Source organism: Aliibacillus thermotolerans (assembly GCF_027853235.1).
Classification (GTDB): Bacteria; Bacillota; Bacilli; order Bacillales; family Marinococcaceae; genus Aliibacillus; species Aliibacillus thermotolerans.
Window position 1 is genome coordinate 79,387 of sequence record NZ_WKJG01000083.1, and the last position, 20,698, is coordinate 100,084.

The following is a 20,698-nucleotide window of genomic DNA, read 5'->3' on the forward strand; positions in this document are numbered from 1 at the left end:
GTGTTTACAAAAAACAACACTGCTTTTTCCATCGGCTAATGCACTTCAAGAATCTCGACTTCAATCTCCCCGCCTGGTGTATGAACCGTTACAATTTCCCCTACTTTTCTCCCGAGAAGACTTTGTGCCATCGGTGAATCATTTGAAATTTTACCTTCGAGCGGATCGGACTCCGCACTTCCGACAATCGTATACGTTTCTTCTTCTCCATCCGGCAGTTCTTTAAATTTCACCGATTTTCCGAGCGCCACTTCTGTTTTATTTGTTTCGTCATCCTCAATAATAATTGCATTTTTTAACATTTTTTCAATTTGATTAATACGTCCTTCTACAAAGGCTTGTTCATCTTTCGCTGCATCATACTCGGAGTTTTCCGAGAGATCGCCAAATGCTCTCGCTACTTTTATTCTTTCTACTACTTCTTGACGTTTTTCTGTTTTTAAGTAATGAAGTTCATTTTCTAAGTTTTCTTTTCCAGCTTTTGTCATGTAATGTTGTTTCTCATCAGCCATGTCCCGTCACTCCTAATATCATAATCACTCTATGAGATAATATTTCTGACATTATCATACGCATGTTTATACAGAAATACAATGATTTTGTATTGTTATCATCGTTATTGCAAGTTATGCAATGAAGGTGATATTCATGTCTCTTTTTTGCTACTTACTGCAAGCCCATCTCCTATATTTAAAAATGTCGTTTCGTAACCGGGGTGATTTTTTAACCATTCATTGTAAGCCTGTACCTTTTTCGCAAGAGAACGCCATCGTTTTGGCGCTAACTCCGGATGCAATACGTATCCTTTAAATAAAACGTTATCGGTAATAACGAGCGCGCCTGGTCGTAAATAGTTGGTGTACTTCTCAAAAAAGGATTGATTTTTTCCTTTCGCAGCATCGATAAATAATGCATCATAGTCATTCTCTTGAATCACATTGGCAGTTAAGGCATCTTCATGCACAAATGTCACCCGGTCATGGTATTTACTGTTATCGCGAAACCGCATGGCAACTTGATAGCGATTTTCATCTTTTTCAAAAGAAATTACTTTCAAATCTTGTAAGTGATGCACCATCTGTAATGCAGAATATCCAATGGCAGTACCAATTTCAATAATTTTTTTGCTTTGATGGATACGGAGAAGCTCTAATAAAACAGTAAGGGAGTCTTTATCTATGATAGGAATACGATGTTCCTTTGCATACTCCTCCATTTCCTGAAATAAATGGGAATCTATATTGTTTAATTGATCGACATAGGTCGTAATATCTTCCATTTCCTCATCTCCTTACGGTCGTAACATTCGTATTAAGAGTCTGGGCGACCTTCTTCCCATTCACTTCGGTATTTTTCTTGTACTTTCCGATGTTCTTCATACGTTTCGTTATAGATCACTTCTCCATTTGGACGAGCATAGAAAAAGAGATAATTGCTTTCCTTCGGATGAATTACTGCTTGAATTGCTTTTTCTCCTGGACTAGCAATTGGTCCCGGCGGTAATCCTTCATACTTATATGTATTATAAGGAGAATCCACTTCTAAATCTTCATAGGAAGTCATATAGCGATGTTCCCCTAATGCATAAGCAACTGTAGGATCGACAGCTAAGCGCATTCCTTCTTCCAATCGATTAAAAAGCACCCCTGCAATGAACGGTCGGTCTTTAGCTTCCTTTGCTTCCCTTTCAACGATAGAAGCTAATGTTAGCACCTCATGATACGACAAATCTTTCTTTGCTAAGCTGTCTTTTTGCGGTAATAAAATATTTTCCATCTGTTCAATCATTGCACCAATTATTTCTTCCATAGAAATATCTTCATCGTAAAAATCATATCGCATTGGGAAAAGATAACCTTCTAATGGATAGCGCACCTGTTCATCGAGTATTTCTTCAGTAAGAATGTCATACTTGGAAATGAGACCTTTGATTACTTCTTCCTGTGTGAATGTTTCTTTTATCTCTTCTTCCTTAAAAGTGGTCGCTTCCGCAATAATAGCAGCAATCGTTTCGAAATTACTACCCTCTGGAATCGTGAACGTAACGGGCGCTTCCTGAATGACCTTTCCTTTTTTTAACTCCTCTGTCATTTCAGCGACAGACATTGATTTGGACAATTCATATGTACCTGCTTGTAACCCATTTTCGTTTTGTAGCTTTATGTAATATTCAAACACTTGTGCATTGCGAATTAAACCGTGTTCAGAAAGTTTCTTCGCAATGTCACTCGTAGATGAACCGAGCGGGATCTCTACTTCTGTCGAGGCGGTATCGGTCTCATCCACCGGCTGTAATAAAAAAGATATGTAAAAATAACCTGCAACTCCAATGACAACCACAACAAAAAATGCTCCCAAAAGAACACGGAAACCTTTTCTCTTTTTTTTATTCCCCATCATTTCTCCCCCCTTTAACAATAATAAATGATTCATGACGATGAAAGAACAAATAACTGTCCCGAAAGATTGAAATTCGGGACAGTTATTTTAGTCGTATATGTTATATATCTTCACTCGCACTGAACGTTTCAATCATTTCTTCCACCATATCCCATTCGCTTTCCGTTTCAATCGGAATTAACGTAATGTCCGAATCATCTTTTCCGTCTTCTTTATATTCAAAAGCAAACACTTCAACTTCTTCTTCTTCTTCGTTTTCTTTCATTGCTTCTGTCAAGACGATATACGATTTTTCCGTTTCATCCACATCGAAGGTGAACAACACATCAAATAAATGTTCATTTCCTTCTTCATCGGGGATGACAATGCGCTCTTGTTCTTCTTGTGCCACAAAAAACACCTCTTTCTTTATGATTGCTTCATCTTTCGGTGTTCCAAATATCCTTGGAGAATCATCACAGCAGCCATTTTGTCTACCACTTTTTTTCTTTTTTTACGACTCATATCTGCTTCAAGCAACGTTCTTTCAGCAGCTTGTGTCGTTAAACGTTCATCATACATGTTTACCGGAAGATGTAATTCCTTCTGTAACGCGCTTGCAAATTGTTGACATTGTTCTCCGCGGGGACCAATCGTTCCATCCATGTTTTTAGGAAGTCCAACGACAATTTCTGTGACATGATGTTCTTTCACGAGGGAACGAATGCGCGCAAACGATTCCTTTGGATCTTCCCCTTTTATGTGAATCGTTTCCAATCCTTGTGCGGTCCAACCGAGCTCATCGGAAACGGCCACGCCAATACGCTTCATTCCAACGTCTAAAGACAATATTTTCATTCCTGCACCTTCCCGTGACTCGTCAAATAAGATCGTACCAGTTCTTCAATCAGCTCGTCCCTTTCAATTTTACGTATCAAATTCCGAGCATCTTTATATCTAGGAATGTATGCTGGATCACCAGACAACAAATAGCCTACAATTTGATTAATCGGGTGATACCCTTTTTCTTCGAGCGCTTCATAAACAGTGAATAGTACTTCTTCTGCATTTATATCTAATGGATCGTCTTGAACGTTAAATTTCATTGTGTTGTCATTTGACCCCATTCCATACACCTCCCTTGCTGAAATGGCCGAGCATGACTTTCCACATCTTTCCCTCATTGTACACCAAATATTCTCTTTTAGGAAATGGATTTAATAATATTTGGCACTTCTTTTATCGCTTCTGATAATTTTTCCGGTTGTTTCCCACCAGCTTGCGCCATGTCAGGACGGCCGCCACCGCCTCCTCCGCATATTTGCGCCACTTCTTTAACTATTTGCCCCGCTTTATATCCTTTTGCCACTATATCTTTTGTGACACCGGCAACGAGATTTACTTTGTTATTTTTTACTGTTCCGACGACGATAATACCTGATTTTAATTTTTGTTTCAGTTCATCGACGGTATGACGAAGTCCGTCCATATCTTGAGAAGAAAGTTGTGCCGCTATTACTGGAATTCCGTTTACTTCTTGTACGCTCTCAAGAATCTCCATCGCTTCCATATTTCCTAACTTGGCATGAAGGGATTCGTTTTCTCTTTCTAAGGCACGAATTTGTTGTTGGAGGGAAGTAATTTTTTCCGGTACTTCTCGTAATTGTTTCGCTTTTAATCGTTTTCCGGCTTCTTTTAAATAGCGATATTGTTCATTCATATATTGGTAGGCACGTTTTCCTGTTACTGCTTCGATTCTCCGAACACCTGCACCGACACCGCCTTCAGAAACGATTTTAAACATGCCGATTTCAGCGGTATTTTGAACGTGACAGCCACCACATAATTCAATACTATAATCATCTACTTGTACCACGCGCACGATGTCACCATATTTTTCCCCAAATAGCGCCATGGCGCCGATTTCTTGTGCTTTTTCTAACTGCATCTCTTCAATGACGACAGGAATGGCACGCCAAATTTTTTCATTGACGATGTGTTCAATTTTTTCTATTTCTTCTTCTGTCACTTGTCCGAAGTGAGAGAAATCAAAGCGAAGTCGTTCGCTTTCCACAAGGGAACCGGATTGATTCACGTGCTCGCCTAATACATCTTTCAATGCTTGGTGCAGTAAATGGGTTGCCGTATGATTTTTAATAATATCTAAGCGGCTTTCTCGCGCTACTTCCGCCGTTATCGTGGCACCTTTTCGAAGCGTTCCTTGGGTAATTTCAACCGTATGAAGATGCTGACCATTCGGAGCTTTTTGGACATCTAATACACTTGCTTCCACTTGATCGTTATACAGTTTCCCCGTGTCAGCCACTTGTCCACCACTCTCTGCATAAAATGGTGTTTCTTTTAAAAGCAGTTGCACTTTTTTACCGGCAGATACGGTGTCAATCATTTCACCATCGTAAATGATTGTCTCTACCATCGTCTCTTTTTCAAGCGTTTCGTAGCCGATAAATTCGCTTTCCGTTGTAATATCAGTTAAAATCCCATCTTGAGTTTGCATAGAAGCCTCTTCTTTGCGAGCTTCCCGTGCTCTTGTTCGTTGGGCTTCCATTTCTTTTTCAAATGCTTCTTGATCCACAGTAAGACCACTTTCTGCAGCATATTCTTCGGTTAAGTCCACCGGAAAACCATACGTATCATACAGCATAAACACATCTTTTCCTGAAAGGACTTTTTCCCCGTTTGATTTCGCTTTCTCGATGATAGAAGACAAAATAGCGAGACCGTCTGCGAGGGTTTCATGGAATCGTTCTTCTTCGTTTTTAACTACTTTTTGGATAAAACTTTCCTTTTCACTCACTTCTGGATAAAACTCTTTCATCGTCTCTCCAACCGTAGCGATTAACTCATACATAAATGGGCGTTCAATTCCAAGTTGTTTCGCATAACGAACTGCCCGACGAAGAAGGCGACGAAGTACGTATCCCCTTCCTTCATTGGAAGGAAGGGCCCCGTCTCCAATGGCAAAACTCACCGTACGAATATGATCTGCAATCACTTTAAAAGCAACGTCTTTTTCCTTGTCTTTTCCATAAGTCTCGTTTGCTATCTCTTCTATTTTACGAATGATCGGGATGAATAAATCAGTGTCGAAGTTTGTTTTCACATCTTGTATAACAGATACGATTCGTTCCAACCCCATCCCCGTATCAATATTCTTTTTCGGTAATGGAGTATAAGTGCCGTCTTCTTGATGATTATATTGGGAAAACACTAAGTTCCATATTTCTAAATAGCGTTCATTTTCTCCTCCAGGATAAAGTTCCGGATCGTTTGGATCGTCCCCGTATTCCGGACCCCGGTCATAAAAAATTTCCGTGTTCGGACCGCTTGGACCTACGCCAATATCCCAGAAATTTTCTTCTAAACGAATAATCCGCTCTTCTTCTAAACCGATATGATTTTTCCACAAATTATATGCTTCTTCATCTTCCGGATGAATCGTCACCGATAATCGTTCTGGATCAAACCCGAGCCAACGTTCATCCGTTAAAAATTCCCACGCCCATTCAATCGCTTCTTTTTTGAAATAGTCTCCAATGGAGAAGTTACCAAGCATTTCAAAAAATGTGTGGTGACGGGCTGTTTTTCCGACGTTTTCAATATCGTTTGTGCGAATGGATTTTTGCACGTTCGCAATGCGGGGATTCTCCGGCACGAGTCTTCCATCAAAATATTTTTTTAACGTAGCAACCCCACTATTAATCCACAAAAGAGATGGATCATCTTGCGGTACTAACGGTACACTCGGTTCTATTTTATGATTTTTTTCTTTAAAAAAATCTAAAAAGAGTTGACGAACTTGTTGGGATGATAGTTTCTTCATAAGTCTCTCCTCCACTTGTACATTTTCTATATGAGAAAAAAGCTAGTTGCCAAGCCACAAAGCGCATGTCGGATGTTTTCAACTTTTTCACAGTACAAAAAAACCTCCTCCCACATGCAGGGACGAGGCTTACTCGCGGTACCACCCTGTTTGCAAGCGAGATGCTTGCCAACTTACACCGTTAACGCAGGTTCACGGTAGGTTTTGCCTACACTCCGAGATAGCTTTCTGTTGATCTTCTCTGCCGTTTTATTTCAGCAAACTAAAACGGTCTCTGTACAGAGGGCTTCAACATACTTGTCTCATCATCGCTTTCCATTTATCTCTTTCTATTTATAGTAAAAATATCTTCTCATGTCAATCATTGTTGTTCTTTCTTAAACGTGTGATAAATGTTGTTGATGACGACGAATAATGGTACGGAAAGTAATAGTCCGATGAATCCAGCGGTTTCAAACCCTAGTAGTAATGCAAATACGACGACAAGGGGATGAAGATTGACCGTTCTCCCGACAACATAGGGAGACAAAAAATTTCCTTCCACTTGTTGAATGACAAACAAAATGATCAGCGTTAAAATGACTTTACTCGTTGAAATCGTAGAAGCCACCATAATGGCCGGTATTGCCCCGATAATCGGTCCAATGTACGGAATAACATCCATTACCGCAATGAAGGCTCCGAGTAAAAAAGCATGCTCCATTCCGATCAACCAAAGAGCGATGGCAGACAGTCCACCGACTGAACCAGCGACAATCACTTGTCCTCGAATGTAGTCTCCTAATGCTTGGTCGGTCGCTTTTGCAAGTAATTCTCCTTCATCATGCCATTGTTTCGGTGTGAGCTTCTTCACTAATTTTTCAATGGCTTTAATATCTTTTAATAAGTAAAACACAAGGAATGGTAACAACAGCAACAATACAATAAAATCGACAAATTGTCTCCATTTATAAATCAGTTGATCCGTTTGGCTTGTAAGATACTGTTCCGTCGTAAAAAAGATATTTTCAATGCGGTCGTGTAATGCTACAGGTAAATGATCGATGCGATGATGAAGCTCTGAATAAAACAAATGCCACTGATGAAAATAAGCGGGCAATTGTTCCATAAAACGTGTCAATTGATAGTATATTGCTGGACTATAATACCATATGAGAATGGCTCCCCCTCCAAAAAAAAGAACATACACTCCTAAAATAGCAATAGGACGGGGGATATGTCTTTGCTGTAAACTTTCAATGATGGGATGTAATAAATAAGCAATGATCGCTGCTAATAAAAATGGGAGAGTTACTTTTCCGAGAACGAGAAAAACGGTGGACCAAACGGGTTTGATAAGAATAAGTAAATAGATCGTTAACAACACGAGAATAATGAGAATGAAGCGTCTTAACCAAATCCATTCTTTCTGAGTGTCCATCTCATTTCCTCCTTCTATTATAGAATGAGACAAAACAACTCATTTATACGAAGTAGGAATCTACGCTTCTTTAAACCAGTCATCCCCAAATATATCGTTCAAGCAACTTAACGAGCCATCCTCTTCCACTTGATAAAAAATACACTTTCCGTTTTCATCTATCTCCCATTCGAGAAAACAATTCCAACAATAATATTGCGCTACCCCGATTTTTCCAACTTCTTTTGAAGAACAATAAGGACAAACCATCGTTACTATCTTTCCTTTCTGCTCTCATGTTTGAAAGATAGTATTCAGTCTGTCCTATTACGGAACATTTTATAACTTTCATCTCTATATTTCCCCAAGCAATCGTTCTTTCAACGTCGTGAATCGCTCTTCTTTTTGTACATTATCCACGGCAAATTGAAAGGCCTGTTCTTCTCCACAAAGGATTAAATAATCTTTTGCTCTCGTGATGGCTGTGTATATTAAATTGCGTGCTAGCATCCGGCGATAAGACATTAACATTGGCACAATCACGATGGGGAATTCACTCCCCTGTGCTTTATGAATCGAGGAACAATAAGCAAGCATCACTTGATTCATATCTTTTTTCGTATAGGTCACTTCTTTCCCATCAAAAGAAATGACAATTTGCGTCTGTTTTTCGACGGTTTCTTTTGCGTCAATGATGCCTTTTATGATTCCTCGATCTCCATTAAAGACTTCTTCGTCCGGATTATTCGTCAATTGCAACACGACATCTCCCGTGGAATATATCGTCTCTCCTACCGTGATTTTCCGTTTTTTGTCTTGGTGAGGGTTAAAGAGAGTTTGTAATTCTTGATTGATACGATAAATTCCTACAGGACCACGATAGATCGGGGCAAGCACTTGAATGTCCATTGGGGAATAGCCTTTGTTTAAAGCTCCTTTACACACTTGGACAACGACATCCAACGAATTATCTGTCGTAGAAACAAAAAAGCGGCGATCTGGAAAAGGTTTTTTTAAATCAGAAGGTAACGAACCTTGTTTCATCGCATGAGCCAATTGAATAATCGATGACCCCTCTGCTTGGCGATAGACGACAGACAACGTGACTGTCGGAACTTTTTGAGCGATAAGTACATCTCGTAACACTTGTCCAGGACCGACGGAAGGAAGTTGGTCTTCATCACCGACTAACACGACTTTCATCCCTTCCGGAATCGCGCGAAACAGTTGGTTCGCAAGCCACATGTCAACCATAGACACTTCATCGACAATCAAAAGCTTCCCTTGGAGCGGATTTTCTTCATCTCTTTCAAACTTTTCCATTCCATCAAGTCCATTAAATCCTAATAATTTATGAATGGTAGTGGCTAATAGTCCAGTCGATTCTTTCATTCGTTTGGCCGCTCGCCCTGTGGGGGCAGCAAGCAGTATTGGAAACGGCTCCTCTTTTTCATACGTGGAACGGTCAAGAGAAAACCCTTCCAAAGAAGCATACACTTCGACAATGGCTCGAATCACCGTTGTTTTCCCAGTGCCTGGTCCACCGGTTAAAATCATGAAAGGTGATTCTATCGCTTTTCTTATTGCTTCGACTTGTTGTGTTTCATATTGAATTTGAAATTTTTCTTCCGTTTCCCCGAGCGCTTTTAAAAATTCCGCCTCAGAAAAAGTACGCTCTTCCTTTGCATCCAGAAGCTTTCGTACCTTTGAGACAAACCCAATTTCCGCAAAATATAACGATTTCATATAAATTCTATCTTCTTCTTCGACAATTTTGTCCTCTTCTAATAAAAACTCCATCGCTTGCTTGACATCTTCTGTCGTAATAGATTTCCCTCGGTCATTTAATAAGCGTAACGATTCATTGACCATGATTTCCCGCGGAACATAGACGTGACCTTCTTGTAACGTTTTTTCATACAAGATGTAAAGTATTCCCGCTTTCAATCGATCCGGATTATTTTTCTCGATTCCCATTCGAGTCCCTAATTGATCTGCTTTATGAAATCCGACTCCCTCCACGTCCCAAACGAGTTGATAAGGGTTTTCTTCAATGATTTCAAGCGTCTTTTCCCTGTAGGTTTGATAAATTTTCACGGCCAATTCCATTCCAAATCCATAGCGAGTAAGGGACATCATCGCTCGTTCCATCCCTTGGTTTTCCATCATTGCTTCATAAATTTGATTTCTTCTTTTCTCGTTCATGTGGGGAATCTTGGTAAGTTTTTCCGGATCGTCTAAAATGATAGAAATTACGTCTTTTCCAAATTTTTCAACTAGCGTCGCTGCTGTTTTTTCTCCGATACCAGGAAAACGATCACTAGATAAATATGTAATTAACGCTTCTGTTTCTGTCGGTATCTCTTTTTGGTAATAGGTAACGTAATACTGATTCCCAAAGCGAGGGTGTTCTTTAAAATACCCTTCGAAACGATATCGTTCATTTTTTTCTATTGCAGGAAAATAACCAACAACTGTTACCTTCTTTGCTTCTAGCTTAGGAAAGGAGTCTTTTACTCGAACGAGCACAACGGAGTAACCGTTCTCTTCATTTCGAAAAATAATATGCACGGCCGTTCCTGTTATAAAAGATTCCTCCATTTCATGCGGAGAAGTAATTGTATCAGACATGAAAGAAAAACCTCCGTGTTACTCATCCTCTTGTTTCATACGTTCTTCCACTTGTTTTTTTGCGTGTACAGCGAGGATATGATCTGGCTGTATTTCTACGGCACGATGAAAAAAGTCAAGCGCTTCTTCATAGGAATTTTCAAAAGTCGCAATCACCCCAAGATTATAGTATGCATCAGCATGGTTTGGATTTTCCTTCACGACGCGCATCAATGCAGCTTGTGCCTCATTTGTTTGTTCGAGTCGTGCAAGACATAACCCATAATAAAATCTAGCTTCGGTATCGGTGTCATCCAATTCCAATGCCCGTTTGAAGGATGCCAACGCATGAGGGAGACGTCCGCTTTGATAGTATGAAAGCCCCATCATGTAGTGAAGACTTGCGTCGTCTAAACCGGTTCGATGAGCTTGTTGATACATCGTTAACGCCTCACTATATTTTTCACTATTGTAATAAACATTTCCTGCTCCATAATAAGCAGAACCTGCATATGGATCAAGTTCAACCGCTTTTTGATAAAAATTTAATGCCTTTTCGTTTTCATGCATATGGGCAAGTAAATTGCCGAAGTTAATGAAAGGGACGGGATCGTCGGGGTTTTCTTTAATAGCATCATTTAATGTTTGAAATGCTTCTTCTATCTTTCCTTCTTTCATAAGCGCTATGGCCTCTTCATTTTTACCCAAAAAATCGTCCTCCTTTTTCGTTTCACGAGAAAGAGGGGAAAACGTTTATTGAAGGACGCTTTCCCCTTTTACTGCTCGTTCAATTGTTCCACCGCCTAAACATACTTCTCCGTCATAAAAAACGACTGATTGTCCAGGGGTAATTGCCCGTTGCGGTTCCTCGAAAATCACTTTTGTTTCTCCATTTATTGCTGGATAAACGGTTACTTGTTGATCCGGTTGGCGGTAGCGAAACTTCGCCGTACATGTCAATGGTTGTTCAATTTCCTCTCCTGCAATCCAATGAACAGAAGAAGCGTATAATCCTTCCGAATATAAATCAGGATGCTCAAATCCTTGGCCAACAATCAATTCATTTTTTTCTACATTTTTACCGACTACAAACCACGGTTCCCCTGCACCACCGATACCAAGTCCTTGGCGTTGACCAATGGTATAATACATCAGTCCATCGTGTTCTCCTTTTATCTCTCCGTCAGGGGTCACCATTTTTCCTGGTTGAGCAGGTAAATAGGACTGCAAAAATTCTTTAAAATTCCGCTCACCGATAAAGCAAATACCGGTGCTATCTTTTTTATGAGCAGTGGCAAGTCCTTTTTCTTTTGCAATATGGCGAACTTCCTTTTTTGTTAATTCGCCAAGGGGAAACAACACTTTTTCTAATTGCGATTGGCTTAATTGGTTCAAAAAATACGTTTGGTCTTTATTGTCGTCAACTCCACGTAGCAATTGTACTTTTCCATCAGCAGTTCGTCTCGTGCGGGCATAATGACCGGTTGCTAAAAAGTCAGCACCGAGTGTTAATGCATGATCTAAAAATGCTTTGAATTTAATTTCTTTATTACACATCACGTCTGGATTTGGAGTTCGACCGGCTTTGTACTCGTTTAAAAAATACGTAAAGACCCGATCCCAATACTCTTTTTCAAAGTTCACCGCATAATACGGGATATCTAGCTGGTTACACACTGCAATGACATCGTCGTAGTCCGCTGTCGCCGTACAAACCCCAAATTCATCGGTGTCATCCCAGTTTTTCATAAAAATGCCGATGACATCATATCCTTCCTCTTTGAGTAGCGCAGCGGTCACCGAGGAATCTACGCCACCGGACATACCGACAACAACTCTCGTATCTTCTTTTCGTTTTACCGACATTCTTATCCTCCTTTCTTTTATATTGTCTTCATCATTTTTTTTATTTCCCGAGCGATATATTCCATCTCTTCTTTCGTGTTTCCTTTGCCGACACTAAATCTAACAGATGACTGGGCACGTCCTTCTTCAGGAAACATGGCAGTAAGCACATGCGAAGGGTCAAGGGACCCCGCGGTGCAAGCTGAGCCACTGGAAGCTGCAATTCCCGCAAAGTCTAAGCGAACGAGAAAGGATTCCACCGTCGTCCATGGAAAATAAATATTTACAATGTGGGGAACGCGGTGATTAGCGTCTCCATTTATTTGAAATGGTACCTCTTCTTCTTTTAAAGCAGATACAAAAGAATCGGTCAAATGTTGATAAAAAGAGCCCCGCTGTTCCCTCTCTTCTAAAGCAACTTTTGCAGCGGTGGCAAAACCGGCGATTGCCGGCAAATTTTCAGTCCCTGGTCGTCTTTTCTTCTCCTGTTCTCCTCCAGCAAACGTCGCGATGAGTTTTGTCCCTTCTTTTACATATAAAAAACCGATTCCTTTAGGACCGTTAATTTTATGAGAAGATACCGCCATCATCGTTGGTTGCATTTCTTTTACCGATATTGGTAACACGCCATACGTCTGCACGGCATCCGTATGAAATGCAATGTTCTTTTCCTTGGCAAGGCGAGCAATCTCGTTCGCCGGCTGGATGACGCCAGTCTCATTGTTCGCATGCATCATTGCAATGAGAATCGTTTCATCCGTCATATTTTCTTCCACTTGCTCTTTCGTGATATACCCATCTTTATTGACCGGGAGATAAGTAACACGAAAGCCCTCTTTTTCAAGCTGTTTACACGCATCTAATACGGCATGATGTTCAATGGCCGAAGTAATAATATGATTCCCTTTCGCCTTATTTGCTCTCGCATAACCAAAAATGGCAAGATTATTTGCTTCGGTTCCACCACTTGTAAGGACGATTTCATTCGGTTTCGCTTCAATGGTTTGTGCAAGTGTCTGACGTGCTTCATCTAACAGCTTTCGGGCATCTCTTCCAAAAGAATGAATACTAGATGGGTTCCCATATTGATTTTTCATTGCTTCTATCATAGTTGTGATTACCCGCTCATCTATCGGGGTAGAAGCAGCATGATCGACATAAATTTTTTCCATTCCATCACCGCCAGTACGTACATCTCCTAACTGAGTTAAATGTAAAACATATAATACTCTTGGTCTTCGTCGTCCCCTTCATATGTTGCCAAATATTCTAACGTTGTATTATCCAACACATCTTTAATCGCATCTCGGATTTTCATCCATAAATCCCTTTTAGCAGGTTCTTCATTTTCCAACACTTCGACAGGACTAATAGGGCCTTCTAAAACACGAATAATGTCTCCTGCTGTAATTTCTTTTGGATCTTTAGCAAGCATATACCCACCATAGGCCCCCCGTACACTTTTGACTAGCGTAGCATTACGAAGTGGTGCTATTAATTGTTCCAAATAATGTTCAGATAAATCATGTTCTTTTGCGATGGATTTTAAAGATATCGGTCCTTCACCGTATTTTTTCGCTAACGCCATCATAATGGTCAGTCCGTACCGACCCTTTGTAGAAATTTTCATTTTGATCACCTCTTTTAATCATCCGATAAACGGCTTGCTGGCATTGCGGCATAGCTATCCCGACAATTTGACCAATTCCAAAACAATAAATGAGCGTTCCGATAAACACAGGCCCTCCGAACAACCAACCAAGAAGCAAGACAGTTATCTCCATTAATCCACGTACTCGCGCTATTTTCCAACCGGTTTTTTTATGAATAGCAATCATTAAACTATCCCGCGGTCCCGCTCCTAATTGTGGAGCGATGTAAATTCCAATCCCATATGCGATGAAAATAATTCCGGCAATTAACATGACAAATTTTAACACAAGTGATTCTGGGGTGGATAGAAAAAAGAGAAAAATGTCAATAAAAATACCAAGTGTGAGCATATTGACGATGCCACCCACTTGAGGCCATTCTTTTTCCAATATCGAGGTCAGAGTAATAATCATAACACCGATCATAATACTCCATGTTCCTACTGTCAGGCCGATTTGATAATGAAGTCCCACATGGAGAACGTCCCACGGCGCACTTCCTAATTCCGCTCTAATCATTAATGCAATGCCAAACGCCATGATGATTAGTCCTATTGTAAACACCATCCATCGAAGAAATAGGTGTTCCCCTCGGTTAAATGTCCTCTCCATGTAACCCTCTCTTTTCTACATTTCCGTTGTTTTATTCCGCTCATATTATATCATGAATACAAATCCCTTTGCATCGATAGGCAACTGTTTCTCTATGCTTTCTCGCTATTATTGCGTTATATTAGAAAAAGGCTACTGTCTACAAGGAGTGAAAACTGTTGAAGACTCATCGACCATTGGCTTATCGCATGAGACCAAAGTCTATTGAAGAAGTGATTGGACAGACTCATTTATTAGCGGAAGGAAAGTTACTCCGCCGCATGATTCAAGCGAAAAAATTATCTTCCATGATTTTATATGGTCCTCCTGGAACAGGGAAAACATCCATCGCTTCCGCTATTGCAGGGAGTACCGAAACCCCTTATAAAATGATGAATGCAGTCGTTCATAATAAAAAAGATATGGAAATGGCGGTGGAAGAAGCGAAAATATCTAATCAACTCATTGTGATTATGGATGAAGTGCATCGTTTAGACAAAACGAAGCAAGATTTCCTATTACCTCATTTGGAAAGCGGCTTAATTATTCTTGTTGGCGCAACAACTGAAAATCCTTATCATGCCATTCATCCTGCTATTCGCAGTCGCTGTCAAATTTTTGAAGTAACACGCCTAACGACGGAACAAGTGAAAGAAGCCCTCGTGCGAGCGATCAATGATCATGAACGAGGGTTAGGAAAATATAACATCTCCATTACCGAGGAGGCTCTTTTTCATTTAGCTGAAGCTGCCGGAGGAGACGTAAGAAGTGCTCTCAACGCTTTGGAACTGGCGGTGTTATCTACTCCCGATAATGAAGACGGAACCATTGTTATTGATGAGGAAATTGCAGAAGAATGTATTCAAAAAAAGCGTTTTCAACACGATAAAGATGGCGATGCCCACTATGATGTGCTATCGGCTTTTCAAAAGTCCATACGAGGTAGCGACGTGGACGCAGCACTGCATTACTTATCACGCCTCATTGAAGCAGGAGATTTAACGAGTATCGGGAGACGACTCATTGTAACTGCGTATGAAGATATTGGCCTTGCCAGTCCACAAGCAGGACCTCGTGCCTTAGCAGCAGTGGAAGCTGCGGAACGACTAGGTTTTCCAGAAGCGAGAATTCCTCTTGCCGTCGCCGTTGTAGAATTATGCCTTTCGCCGAAGTCCAACAGTGCATATAAAGCATTGGATAAAGCCCGGAGTGCCCTATTAGAAAAAGGAACTCCAGAAATACCTCTTCATTTAAAAGATGCTCATTACAAAGGGGCAAAAACGCTTGGAAGAGGAAAAGGCTACCAATATCCTCATGATGATGAACGCGGCTGGGTCCCACAACAATATTTACCGGATGACTTAAAAAACGATCAATACTATTTTCCAAAACAAACGAGCAAATTTGAAAAAACACTCCAGGAAGTCTATCAAAATATTCGGAAAGGAAAAGGAAGATAAAAACTTACGTATAATACCAAATTTATCCGTCCATACTAGTAACTGTAAATCTAGTAATTAAAGGAGAGAATACGATGATTCATCGTCAAGATGCATGGTCGGATCAAGAAGATAGACGGTTAGCGGAAGTGGTACTGGAGCACATACGCTCAGGAAGCACCCAATTAAAAGCTTTTGATCAAGTGGGTGATGAACTTGATCGCACTTCAGCTGCCTGTGGTTTTCGATGGAACGCCTTGATTCGTCAAAAGTATGAAGAAGAAATTAAACAAGCAAAGCGGGAACGAAAACAAAGAATACGGAACAAAGCAAGACGGGCAGCACATCAAATCACTACTCCCCAAATGGAACAAACAGAACTCACTCTAGAACAAGTGATTTCCTATTTAGAAAAAATGAAATTAGTAATGAAGGAAAATAAGTCTTCTCCGGAAAAGCTAGAAAATGAAGTGAAAGAATTAAAAGGAAAGAAAGAACAATTAGAAGAACAAGTGAAACAATTAACAGAGCACATGGAAGAAATTCATCAGGAATACACAATGATTCTTTCCATGATGAACCGGGTGCGACAACTATCTAATCAAGAAGGAGAATCCCGTCTTCCTCATGTTTTTCCAATGGAAACAAACAACACTCTCAAAAATTTTTCAAATTCCTCTTAAAACATAAAAGTCTATTTTAAAGGTTTTCCTTTAAAATAGACTTTTATGATGCATCTTATGTATAGTGAAGAGTCCCGATGTGCCGTTAAACGAACTTAGTTTTGAAGCCTGCTCTCCGCAGGTGGGTGCCTTGTTCATTCCTGCAAAACGTCCACTTAGAAGAGGCTTGTTATTCAGAATGAAACAGCAGGCTCCCGTTTTAATTGGTGTTGGCTCAAAACGATCAGTGTCCCACGTACACCTCAGGACTCTTCAAGTTGTGTTATAACTATCTTTCGTTACTCCTATCATATCATTTCACTAACGCCATCGTCAAGAAAAAATCTGATTCAACCCGGCAAGTTTTCTCATTTAAACTTCTCTAATACATAAAAGCATACGTTTGTTGTTATTCTTCTTCATCAAATGTTAATAGTTCTATGGAAAGCTCTTCCAATTGTTCATCGCTCACTTTTCCTGGTGCTCCGGTGAGTAAGTCGCTAGCGCTTGCCGTTTTTGGAAACGCAATCGTATCCCGTAAGTTATCTCGTCCCGCAAGGAGCATCACGATTCGATCTAATCCGAACGCAATACCTCCATGTGGTGGGGTGCCATATTCAAAAGCGTCTAATAAGAAACCGAACTGTTCTCGCGCTTCTTCCTCTGTAAAGCCTAGCGCTTGAAACATTTTTTCTTGAAGGTCGCGCTCGTATATCCGCTGCGAACCTCCTCCTAATTCATAGCCATTTAGAACGAGGTCATATGCTTCCGCACGTACTTTTTCAGGGTGCTCCTGTAACAGCTCAATATCTTCGTCCACTGGTCTCGTAAACGGATGGTGCATCGCAACATATCGTTTTTCGTCTTCATCGAATTCCATTAATGGGAATTCAGTCACCCATAAGAAATGATATTTATTTTCATCAATGAGTCCAAACTCTTTTCCAAACTTGAGGCGAAGAGCACCTAAGGAAGCAAAAACAATTTCTTTTTTGTCTGCTCCGAAGAAAAGCAAATCTCCGACTTCTGCATCAAGTGCTTCCCGAAGTTGTGCCGTTTCTTCTTCAGAGAAAAATTTCGCAATAGGTCCTTTTAATTCCGTTTCTTCTACTTTTAACCATGCTAAACCTTTTGCACCGTAAATTGCGACAAAATCCGCCAGATCCTCAATTTCTTTCCGAGACATTTTATCCGCTGCCCCTTTGACATTTAACCCTTTAACAATCCCTCCGTTTTTAATGGCATTCGTAAACACTTTAAAATCACTGTCTTTTACAATCTCCGATAATTCCACCAATTCTAATCCAAAACGAGTATCGGGCTTATCAGAGCCGTAACGATTCATCGCTTCTTCATAAGTAAGTCGAGGGAATGGGGTTTCAATGTCTATGCCGTGAATTTCTTTCATCAGGCGCTTCATCATTGCTTCCATCATTGCTAGCAAATCTTCTTTTTCTAAAAAGGAAGCTTCAATGTCAATTTGTGTAAATTCTGGTTGTCGATCCGCCCGCAAGTCTTCATCACGGAAACATCTCGCAATTTGATAATATCGTTCAAAACCTGAGACCATGAGTAGTTGTTTAAACAGCTGTGGTGATTGAGGCAAAGCATAAAATTCCCCTGGATGCACCCGACTTGGAACAAGGTAGTCTCTCGCTCCTTCTGGTGTGCTTTTAGTAAGCATCGGTGTCTCAATATCTAAAAAATCATGCTCATCAAGAAAGTCACGGACAATCTTCGTGATCCGATGACGAAGTCGAAATGTCTCTCTCATATCCGGACGGCGCAAATCAAGATAACGGTACTTTAATCGTACATCTTCGGAAACATCGATATTTGCTTCCATTGGAAATGGAATTGGTTTCGATTCATTTAAGATAACCATTTCTTCCACATACACTTCTACCGTTCCAGTCGCCAGTTTTTCGTTGTAAGTTTCTTCATCGCGTTTTACTACTGTCCCTTTCACAAAAAGGACGTATTCATTTCGCACGCGGTCAGCAACTTGTAATGCTTCTTCTGAAATTTCCGGGTTTGCTACCACTTGTACGATGCCAGTACGGTCACGTAAATCAATAAAAATCACTTGACCGAGATCTCGTCTCGTTTGTGCCCACCCTTTTAATTCTACCTTTTCTCCAATCAATGCTTCCGATATATGTCCACAATAATGAGTGCGTCCTCTCATTGTTGTTCCTCCTTTAATTTTTGGGTCAAGACTTCGATTAATTGATCCAATGGTACATCTTCTTGTTCCCCGGTTTTCATTGCTTTCACATTGGCTATTCCTTCTTTGAGTTCATTTTCTCCAAGCACAATCGAAAATCTTGCTTGAAGACGATCTGCCATTTTCAATTGCCCTTTTATTTTTTTTCCGGTGTAATCTTTATCCGCCGAAATACCGGCTTGACGTAATTTTGCTAGTAACACCGCTGCTTTTTTCTCAGCTTCCGCACCAATTGAGACGATAAAACAGTCCATTCCTTCTTCAACAGGAAGCGTTACTTTTTGTGTCTCTAACGCTAATAGTAAACGTTCAATGCTTAACGCAAAGCCGATACCAGGAGCACTTGGACCTCCTAATTCTTCCACCAACCCATTATAGCGACCTCCACCCATTAAGGTCGTAATCGCACCAAAACCTTCCTCATCAATCATAATTTCAAACGCTGTATTGTTATAATAATCAAGACCGCGAACCAAAGTCGGGTCTACCTCATAGGCAATTCCCATCTCATCCAGTAAATATTTCACCGTTTCAAAATAGTTCTTTGACGACTCATTCAAATAACGATGAATAGAAGGAGCTGTTTTCATGGCAGGATGATCCTTATCCACTTTACAATCTAACACGCGAAGAGGATTTTTTTGTAAGCGAGACTGACAATCCGCACATAGTTCCTCTTTCACCGGTTCAAAATGACGAACTAATGCGTCGCGATGAGCATGTCGACTTTCTTCGTCACCGAGACTGTTAATGACTAGTTTTAATCGTTTTAAGCCAAGTTCTTCATAAAAATTCATCGCAAGGGCAATCACTTCCGCATCAATCGTCGGATCTTCACTTCCAATTGCTTCCACTCCAAACTGGACAAATTGGCGCATGCGCCCGGATTGTGGTCGTTCGTAGCGAAACATCGGACCAATATAGTACAGTTTCTGCGGTTGAGTCGGGGCACCATATAATTTATTTTCAACGTAGGAACGTACGACCGAAGCAGTTCCTTCGGGGCGAAGAGTTAAACTCCGACCTCTTTTGTCGTTAAACGTGTACATTTCTTTTTGCACAATATCAGTTGTATCTCCTACTCCCCGCTCAAATAGCTCGGTATGTTCAAAAATCGGAGTGCGTATTTCCTCATAACGATATCGCTCACATAGTTCATGAGCTTTTCTTTCTATGTATTGCCATTTTTTCACATCTATCGGCAAAATATCTTGCGTCCCACGTGGAATTTGGATTTTCATCCTAAAACTCCTTTCATTTGCTGTTCTTGATTGAATAAAAAAATCCCTCGTGTCAAACGAGGGACGGATTGACCGTGGTGCCACCCTAATTGAAGCATGAAAGCTTCCACTTGAACAGTTAACGCCTGGATACGTTTATTCCTACTCTGTTTTTCAGAATAAAAGCCTACGGAGCGTCTTTCGGCAAGTCACTTATAGAACTATTCCAGCCTCGTAGTTCCTCTCTGTTATAAGTGTTCTCTTGCTTACTTTCTCCCTCATCAGCCGGTCATGCAATTTTCCCTTCATACATCATACGAATCGTTTCACCACTTGTCAACCCGCCTATGCATCCGTATGACTATCAAGAATGAGCGTCACTGGACCATGATTGGTAAGAGATATATCCATCATGCTTCCAAATTGTCCCGTCTCCACTTGAATGCCTTCCGCTCTTAACATGTCATTAAATTGATCATATAAAGCGGAGGCTTGTTCTGGTTTCGCTGCTTGCATAAAGTTCGGACGTCTACCTTTGCGCACATCTCCATAGAGCGTAAATTGGGAGATGGATAAAATGCTTCCTCCTGTATCTACAATGGAACGATTCATTTTTCCTTCTTCATCTTCAAAAATACGTAAATGAATCACTTTATGAACCATCCATTCAAGATCTTTCACTGTGTCTTCATGCGTAAAACCGACGAGTAAGACGAGACCTTTTTTTATTTCTCCTACTACTTCATTCCCTATAGTACATTTCGCTTCTTTCACTCGTTGCAACACTACTTTCATGCTATTCTCCCTCACTAACGATGATAATTTTAAAA

The 20,698-nt window shown here is 40.5% G+C and carries 20 protein-coding genes, 1 other RNA gene and 2 other annotated features; of the genes, 2 read left to right on the forward strand and 19 right to left on the reverse strand.

Annotated elements, in window-relative coordinates; genetic code table 11:
* Positions 1-35: 35 nt before the first annotated feature.
* The 15 genes from greA to GJS40_RS12535 form a co-directional block, all read right to left on the reverse strand.
* Entirely contained in the window at positions 36-512 is a 477-nt protein-coding gene (gene greA / locus GJS40_RS12465; RefSeq protein WP_270898180.1) for a transcription elongation factor GreA, read from the reverse strand.
* Between the two features lie 134 nt (positions 513-646).
* Complete coding sequence (locus GJS40_RS12470) at positions 647-1,279, reverse strand: O-methyltransferase (RefSeq protein WP_270898181.1); 633 nt, start codon at positions 1,277-1,279, stop codon at positions 647-649.
* Positions 1,280-1,311: 32 nt separating this feature from the next.
* On the reverse strand, positions 1,312-2,397 hold the full coding sequence (gene mltG, locus GJS40_RS12475; protein ID WP_270898182.1) for an endolytic transglycosylase MltG: 1,086 nt from the start codon (positions 2,395-2,397) through the stop codon (positions 1,312-1,314).
* 103 nt (positions 2,398-2,500) lie between these two features.
* Entirely contained in the window at positions 2,501-2,791 is a 291-nt protein-coding gene (locus GJS40_RS12480; RefSeq protein ID WP_270898183.1) for a DUF1292 domain-containing protein, read from the reverse strand.
* Between the two features lie 17 nt (positions 2,792-2,808).
* On the reverse strand, positions 2,809-3,237 hold the full coding sequence (gene ruvX / locus GJS40_RS12485) for a Holliday junction resolvase RuvX (protein WP_270898184.1): 429 nt from the start codon (positions 3,235-3,237) through the stop codon (positions 2,809-2,811).
* A complete protein-coding gene (locus GJS40_RS12490; protein ID WP_270898185.1) occupies positions 3,234-3,506 on the reverse strand; it encodes an IreB family regulatory phosphoprotein in 273 nt (90 codons plus the stop codon). Before GJS40_RS12490 ends, ruvX begins: the two co-directional genes overlap by 4 nt.
* A 77-nt stretch (positions 3,507-3,583) precedes the next feature.
* Entirely contained in the window at positions 3,584-6,223 is a 2,640-nt protein-coding gene (gene alaS, locus GJS40_RS12495; protein WP_270898186.1) for an alanine--tRNA ligase, read from the reverse strand.
* 115 nt (positions 6,224-6,338) lie between these two features.
* Positions 6,339-6,541, reverse strand: a binding site (T-box leader).
* A 43-nt stretch (positions 6,542-6,584) separates the two neighbouring features.
* Positions 6,585-7,643 carry an AI-2E family transporter gene (locus GJS40_RS12500; RefSeq protein WP_270898187.1) on the reverse strand — a complete coding sequence of 353 codons (1,059 nt, stop codon included), beginning with the start codon at positions 7,641-7,643 and terminating at the stop codon, positions 6,585-6,587.
* Between the two features lie 60 nt (positions 7,644-7,703).
* Complete coding sequence (locus GJS40_RS12505; RefSeq protein ID WP_270898188.1) at positions 7,704-7,892, reverse strand: hypothetical protein; 189 nt, start codon at positions 7,890-7,892, stop codon at positions 7,704-7,706.
* An 84-nt stretch (positions 7,893-7,976) separates the two neighbouring features.
* Complete coding sequence (gene recD2 / locus GJS40_RS12510) at positions 7,977-10,253, reverse strand: SF1B family DNA helicase RecD2 (RefSeq protein WP_270898189.1); 2,277 nt, start codon at positions 10,251-10,253, stop codon at positions 7,977-7,979.
* 18 nt (positions 10,254-10,271) lie between these two features.
* Positions 10,272-10,940 carry a tetratricopeptide repeat protein gene (locus tag GJS40_RS12515; RefSeq protein ID WP_270898190.1) on the reverse strand — a complete coding sequence of 223 codons (669 nt, stop codon included), beginning with the start codon at positions 10,938-10,940 and terminating at the stop codon, positions 10,272-10,274.
* 45 nt (positions 10,941-10,985) lie between these two features.
* Positions 10,986-12,098, reverse strand: coding sequence for a tRNA 2-thiouridine(34) synthase MnmA (gene mnmA, locus GJS40_RS12520; RefSeq protein WP_270898191.1), 1,113 nt, complete (start codon positions 12,096-12,098; stop codon positions 10,986-10,988).
* A gap of 17 nt (positions 12,099-12,115) precedes the next feature.
* The gene (locus GJS40_RS12525; RefSeq protein ID WP_270898192.1) at positions 12,116-13,249 is read right to left on the reverse strand and encodes a cysteine desulfurase family protein; all 1,134 of its coding nucleotides are present in this window, start codon (positions 13,247-13,249) and stop codon (positions 12,116-12,118) included.
* A gap of 35 nt (positions 13,250-13,284) precedes the next feature.
* Positions 13,285-13,707, reverse strand: a complete 423-nt coding sequence (cymR, locus tag GJS40_RS12530; RefSeq protein ID WP_270898193.1) for a cysteine metabolism transcriptional regulator CymR — start codon at positions 13,705-13,707, stop codon at positions 13,285-13,287.
* Positions 13,640-14,269, reverse strand: coding sequence for a YczE/YyaS/YitT family protein (locus GJS40_RS12535; RefSeq protein WP_270898194.1), 630 nt, complete (start codon positions 14,267-14,269; stop codon positions 13,640-13,642). The genes cymR and GJS40_RS12535 overlap by 68 nt, the downstream gene beginning before the upstream one ends.
* 260 nt (positions 14,270-14,529) lie before the next feature.
* Here GJS40_RS12535 and GJS40_RS12540 point away from each other — a divergent pair, with 260 nt between their 5' ends.
* Both GJS40_RS12540 and GJS40_RS12545 read left to right on the forward strand, forming a co-directional pair.
* On the forward strand, positions 14,530-15,780 hold the full coding sequence (locus tag GJS40_RS12540; protein WP_270898235.1) for a replication-associated recombination protein A: 1,251 nt from the start codon (positions 14,530-14,532) through the stop codon (positions 15,778-15,780).
* A 74-nt stretch (positions 15,781-15,854) separates the two neighbouring features.
* A complete protein-coding gene (locus tag GJS40_RS12545) occupies positions 15,855-16,442 on the forward strand; it encodes an RsfA family transcriptional regulator (RefSeq protein ID WP_270898195.1) in 588 nt (195 codons plus the stop codon).
* 67 nt (positions 16,443-16,509) lie between these two features.
* On the opposite strand, the gene ssrS is transcribed toward GJS40_RS12545, so the two are convergent.
* From ssrS to dtd, 4 genes are all read right to left on the reverse strand, one after another.
* Positions 16,510-16,694: non-coding RNA, 6S RNA (ssrS, locus tag GJS40_RS12550), on the reverse strand.
* 136 nt (positions 16,695-16,830) lie between these two features.
* A complete protein-coding gene (aspS, locus tag GJS40_RS12555) occupies positions 16,831-18,609 on the reverse strand; it encodes an aspartate--tRNA ligase (protein WP_270898196.1) in 1,779 nt (592 codons plus the stop codon).
* Entirely contained in the window at positions 18,606-19,889 is a 1,284-nt protein-coding gene (gene hisS, locus GJS40_RS12560) for a histidine--tRNA ligase (protein ID WP_270898197.1), read from the reverse strand. The genes aspS and hisS overlap by 4 nt, the downstream gene beginning before the upstream one ends.
* A 56-nt stretch (positions 19,890-19,945) precedes the next feature.
* Positions 19,946-20,160, reverse strand: a binding site (T-box leader).
* 53 nt (positions 20,161-20,213) lie between these two features.
* Positions 20,214-20,663: a D-aminoacyl-tRNA deacylase gene (gene dtd / locus GJS40_RS12565; protein ID WP_270898198.1), complete on the reverse strand. Its 450-nt coding sequence runs from the start codon at positions 20,661-20,663 to the stop codon at positions 20,214-20,216.
* Between the last annotated feature and the right edge of the window lie 35 nt (positions 20,664-20,698).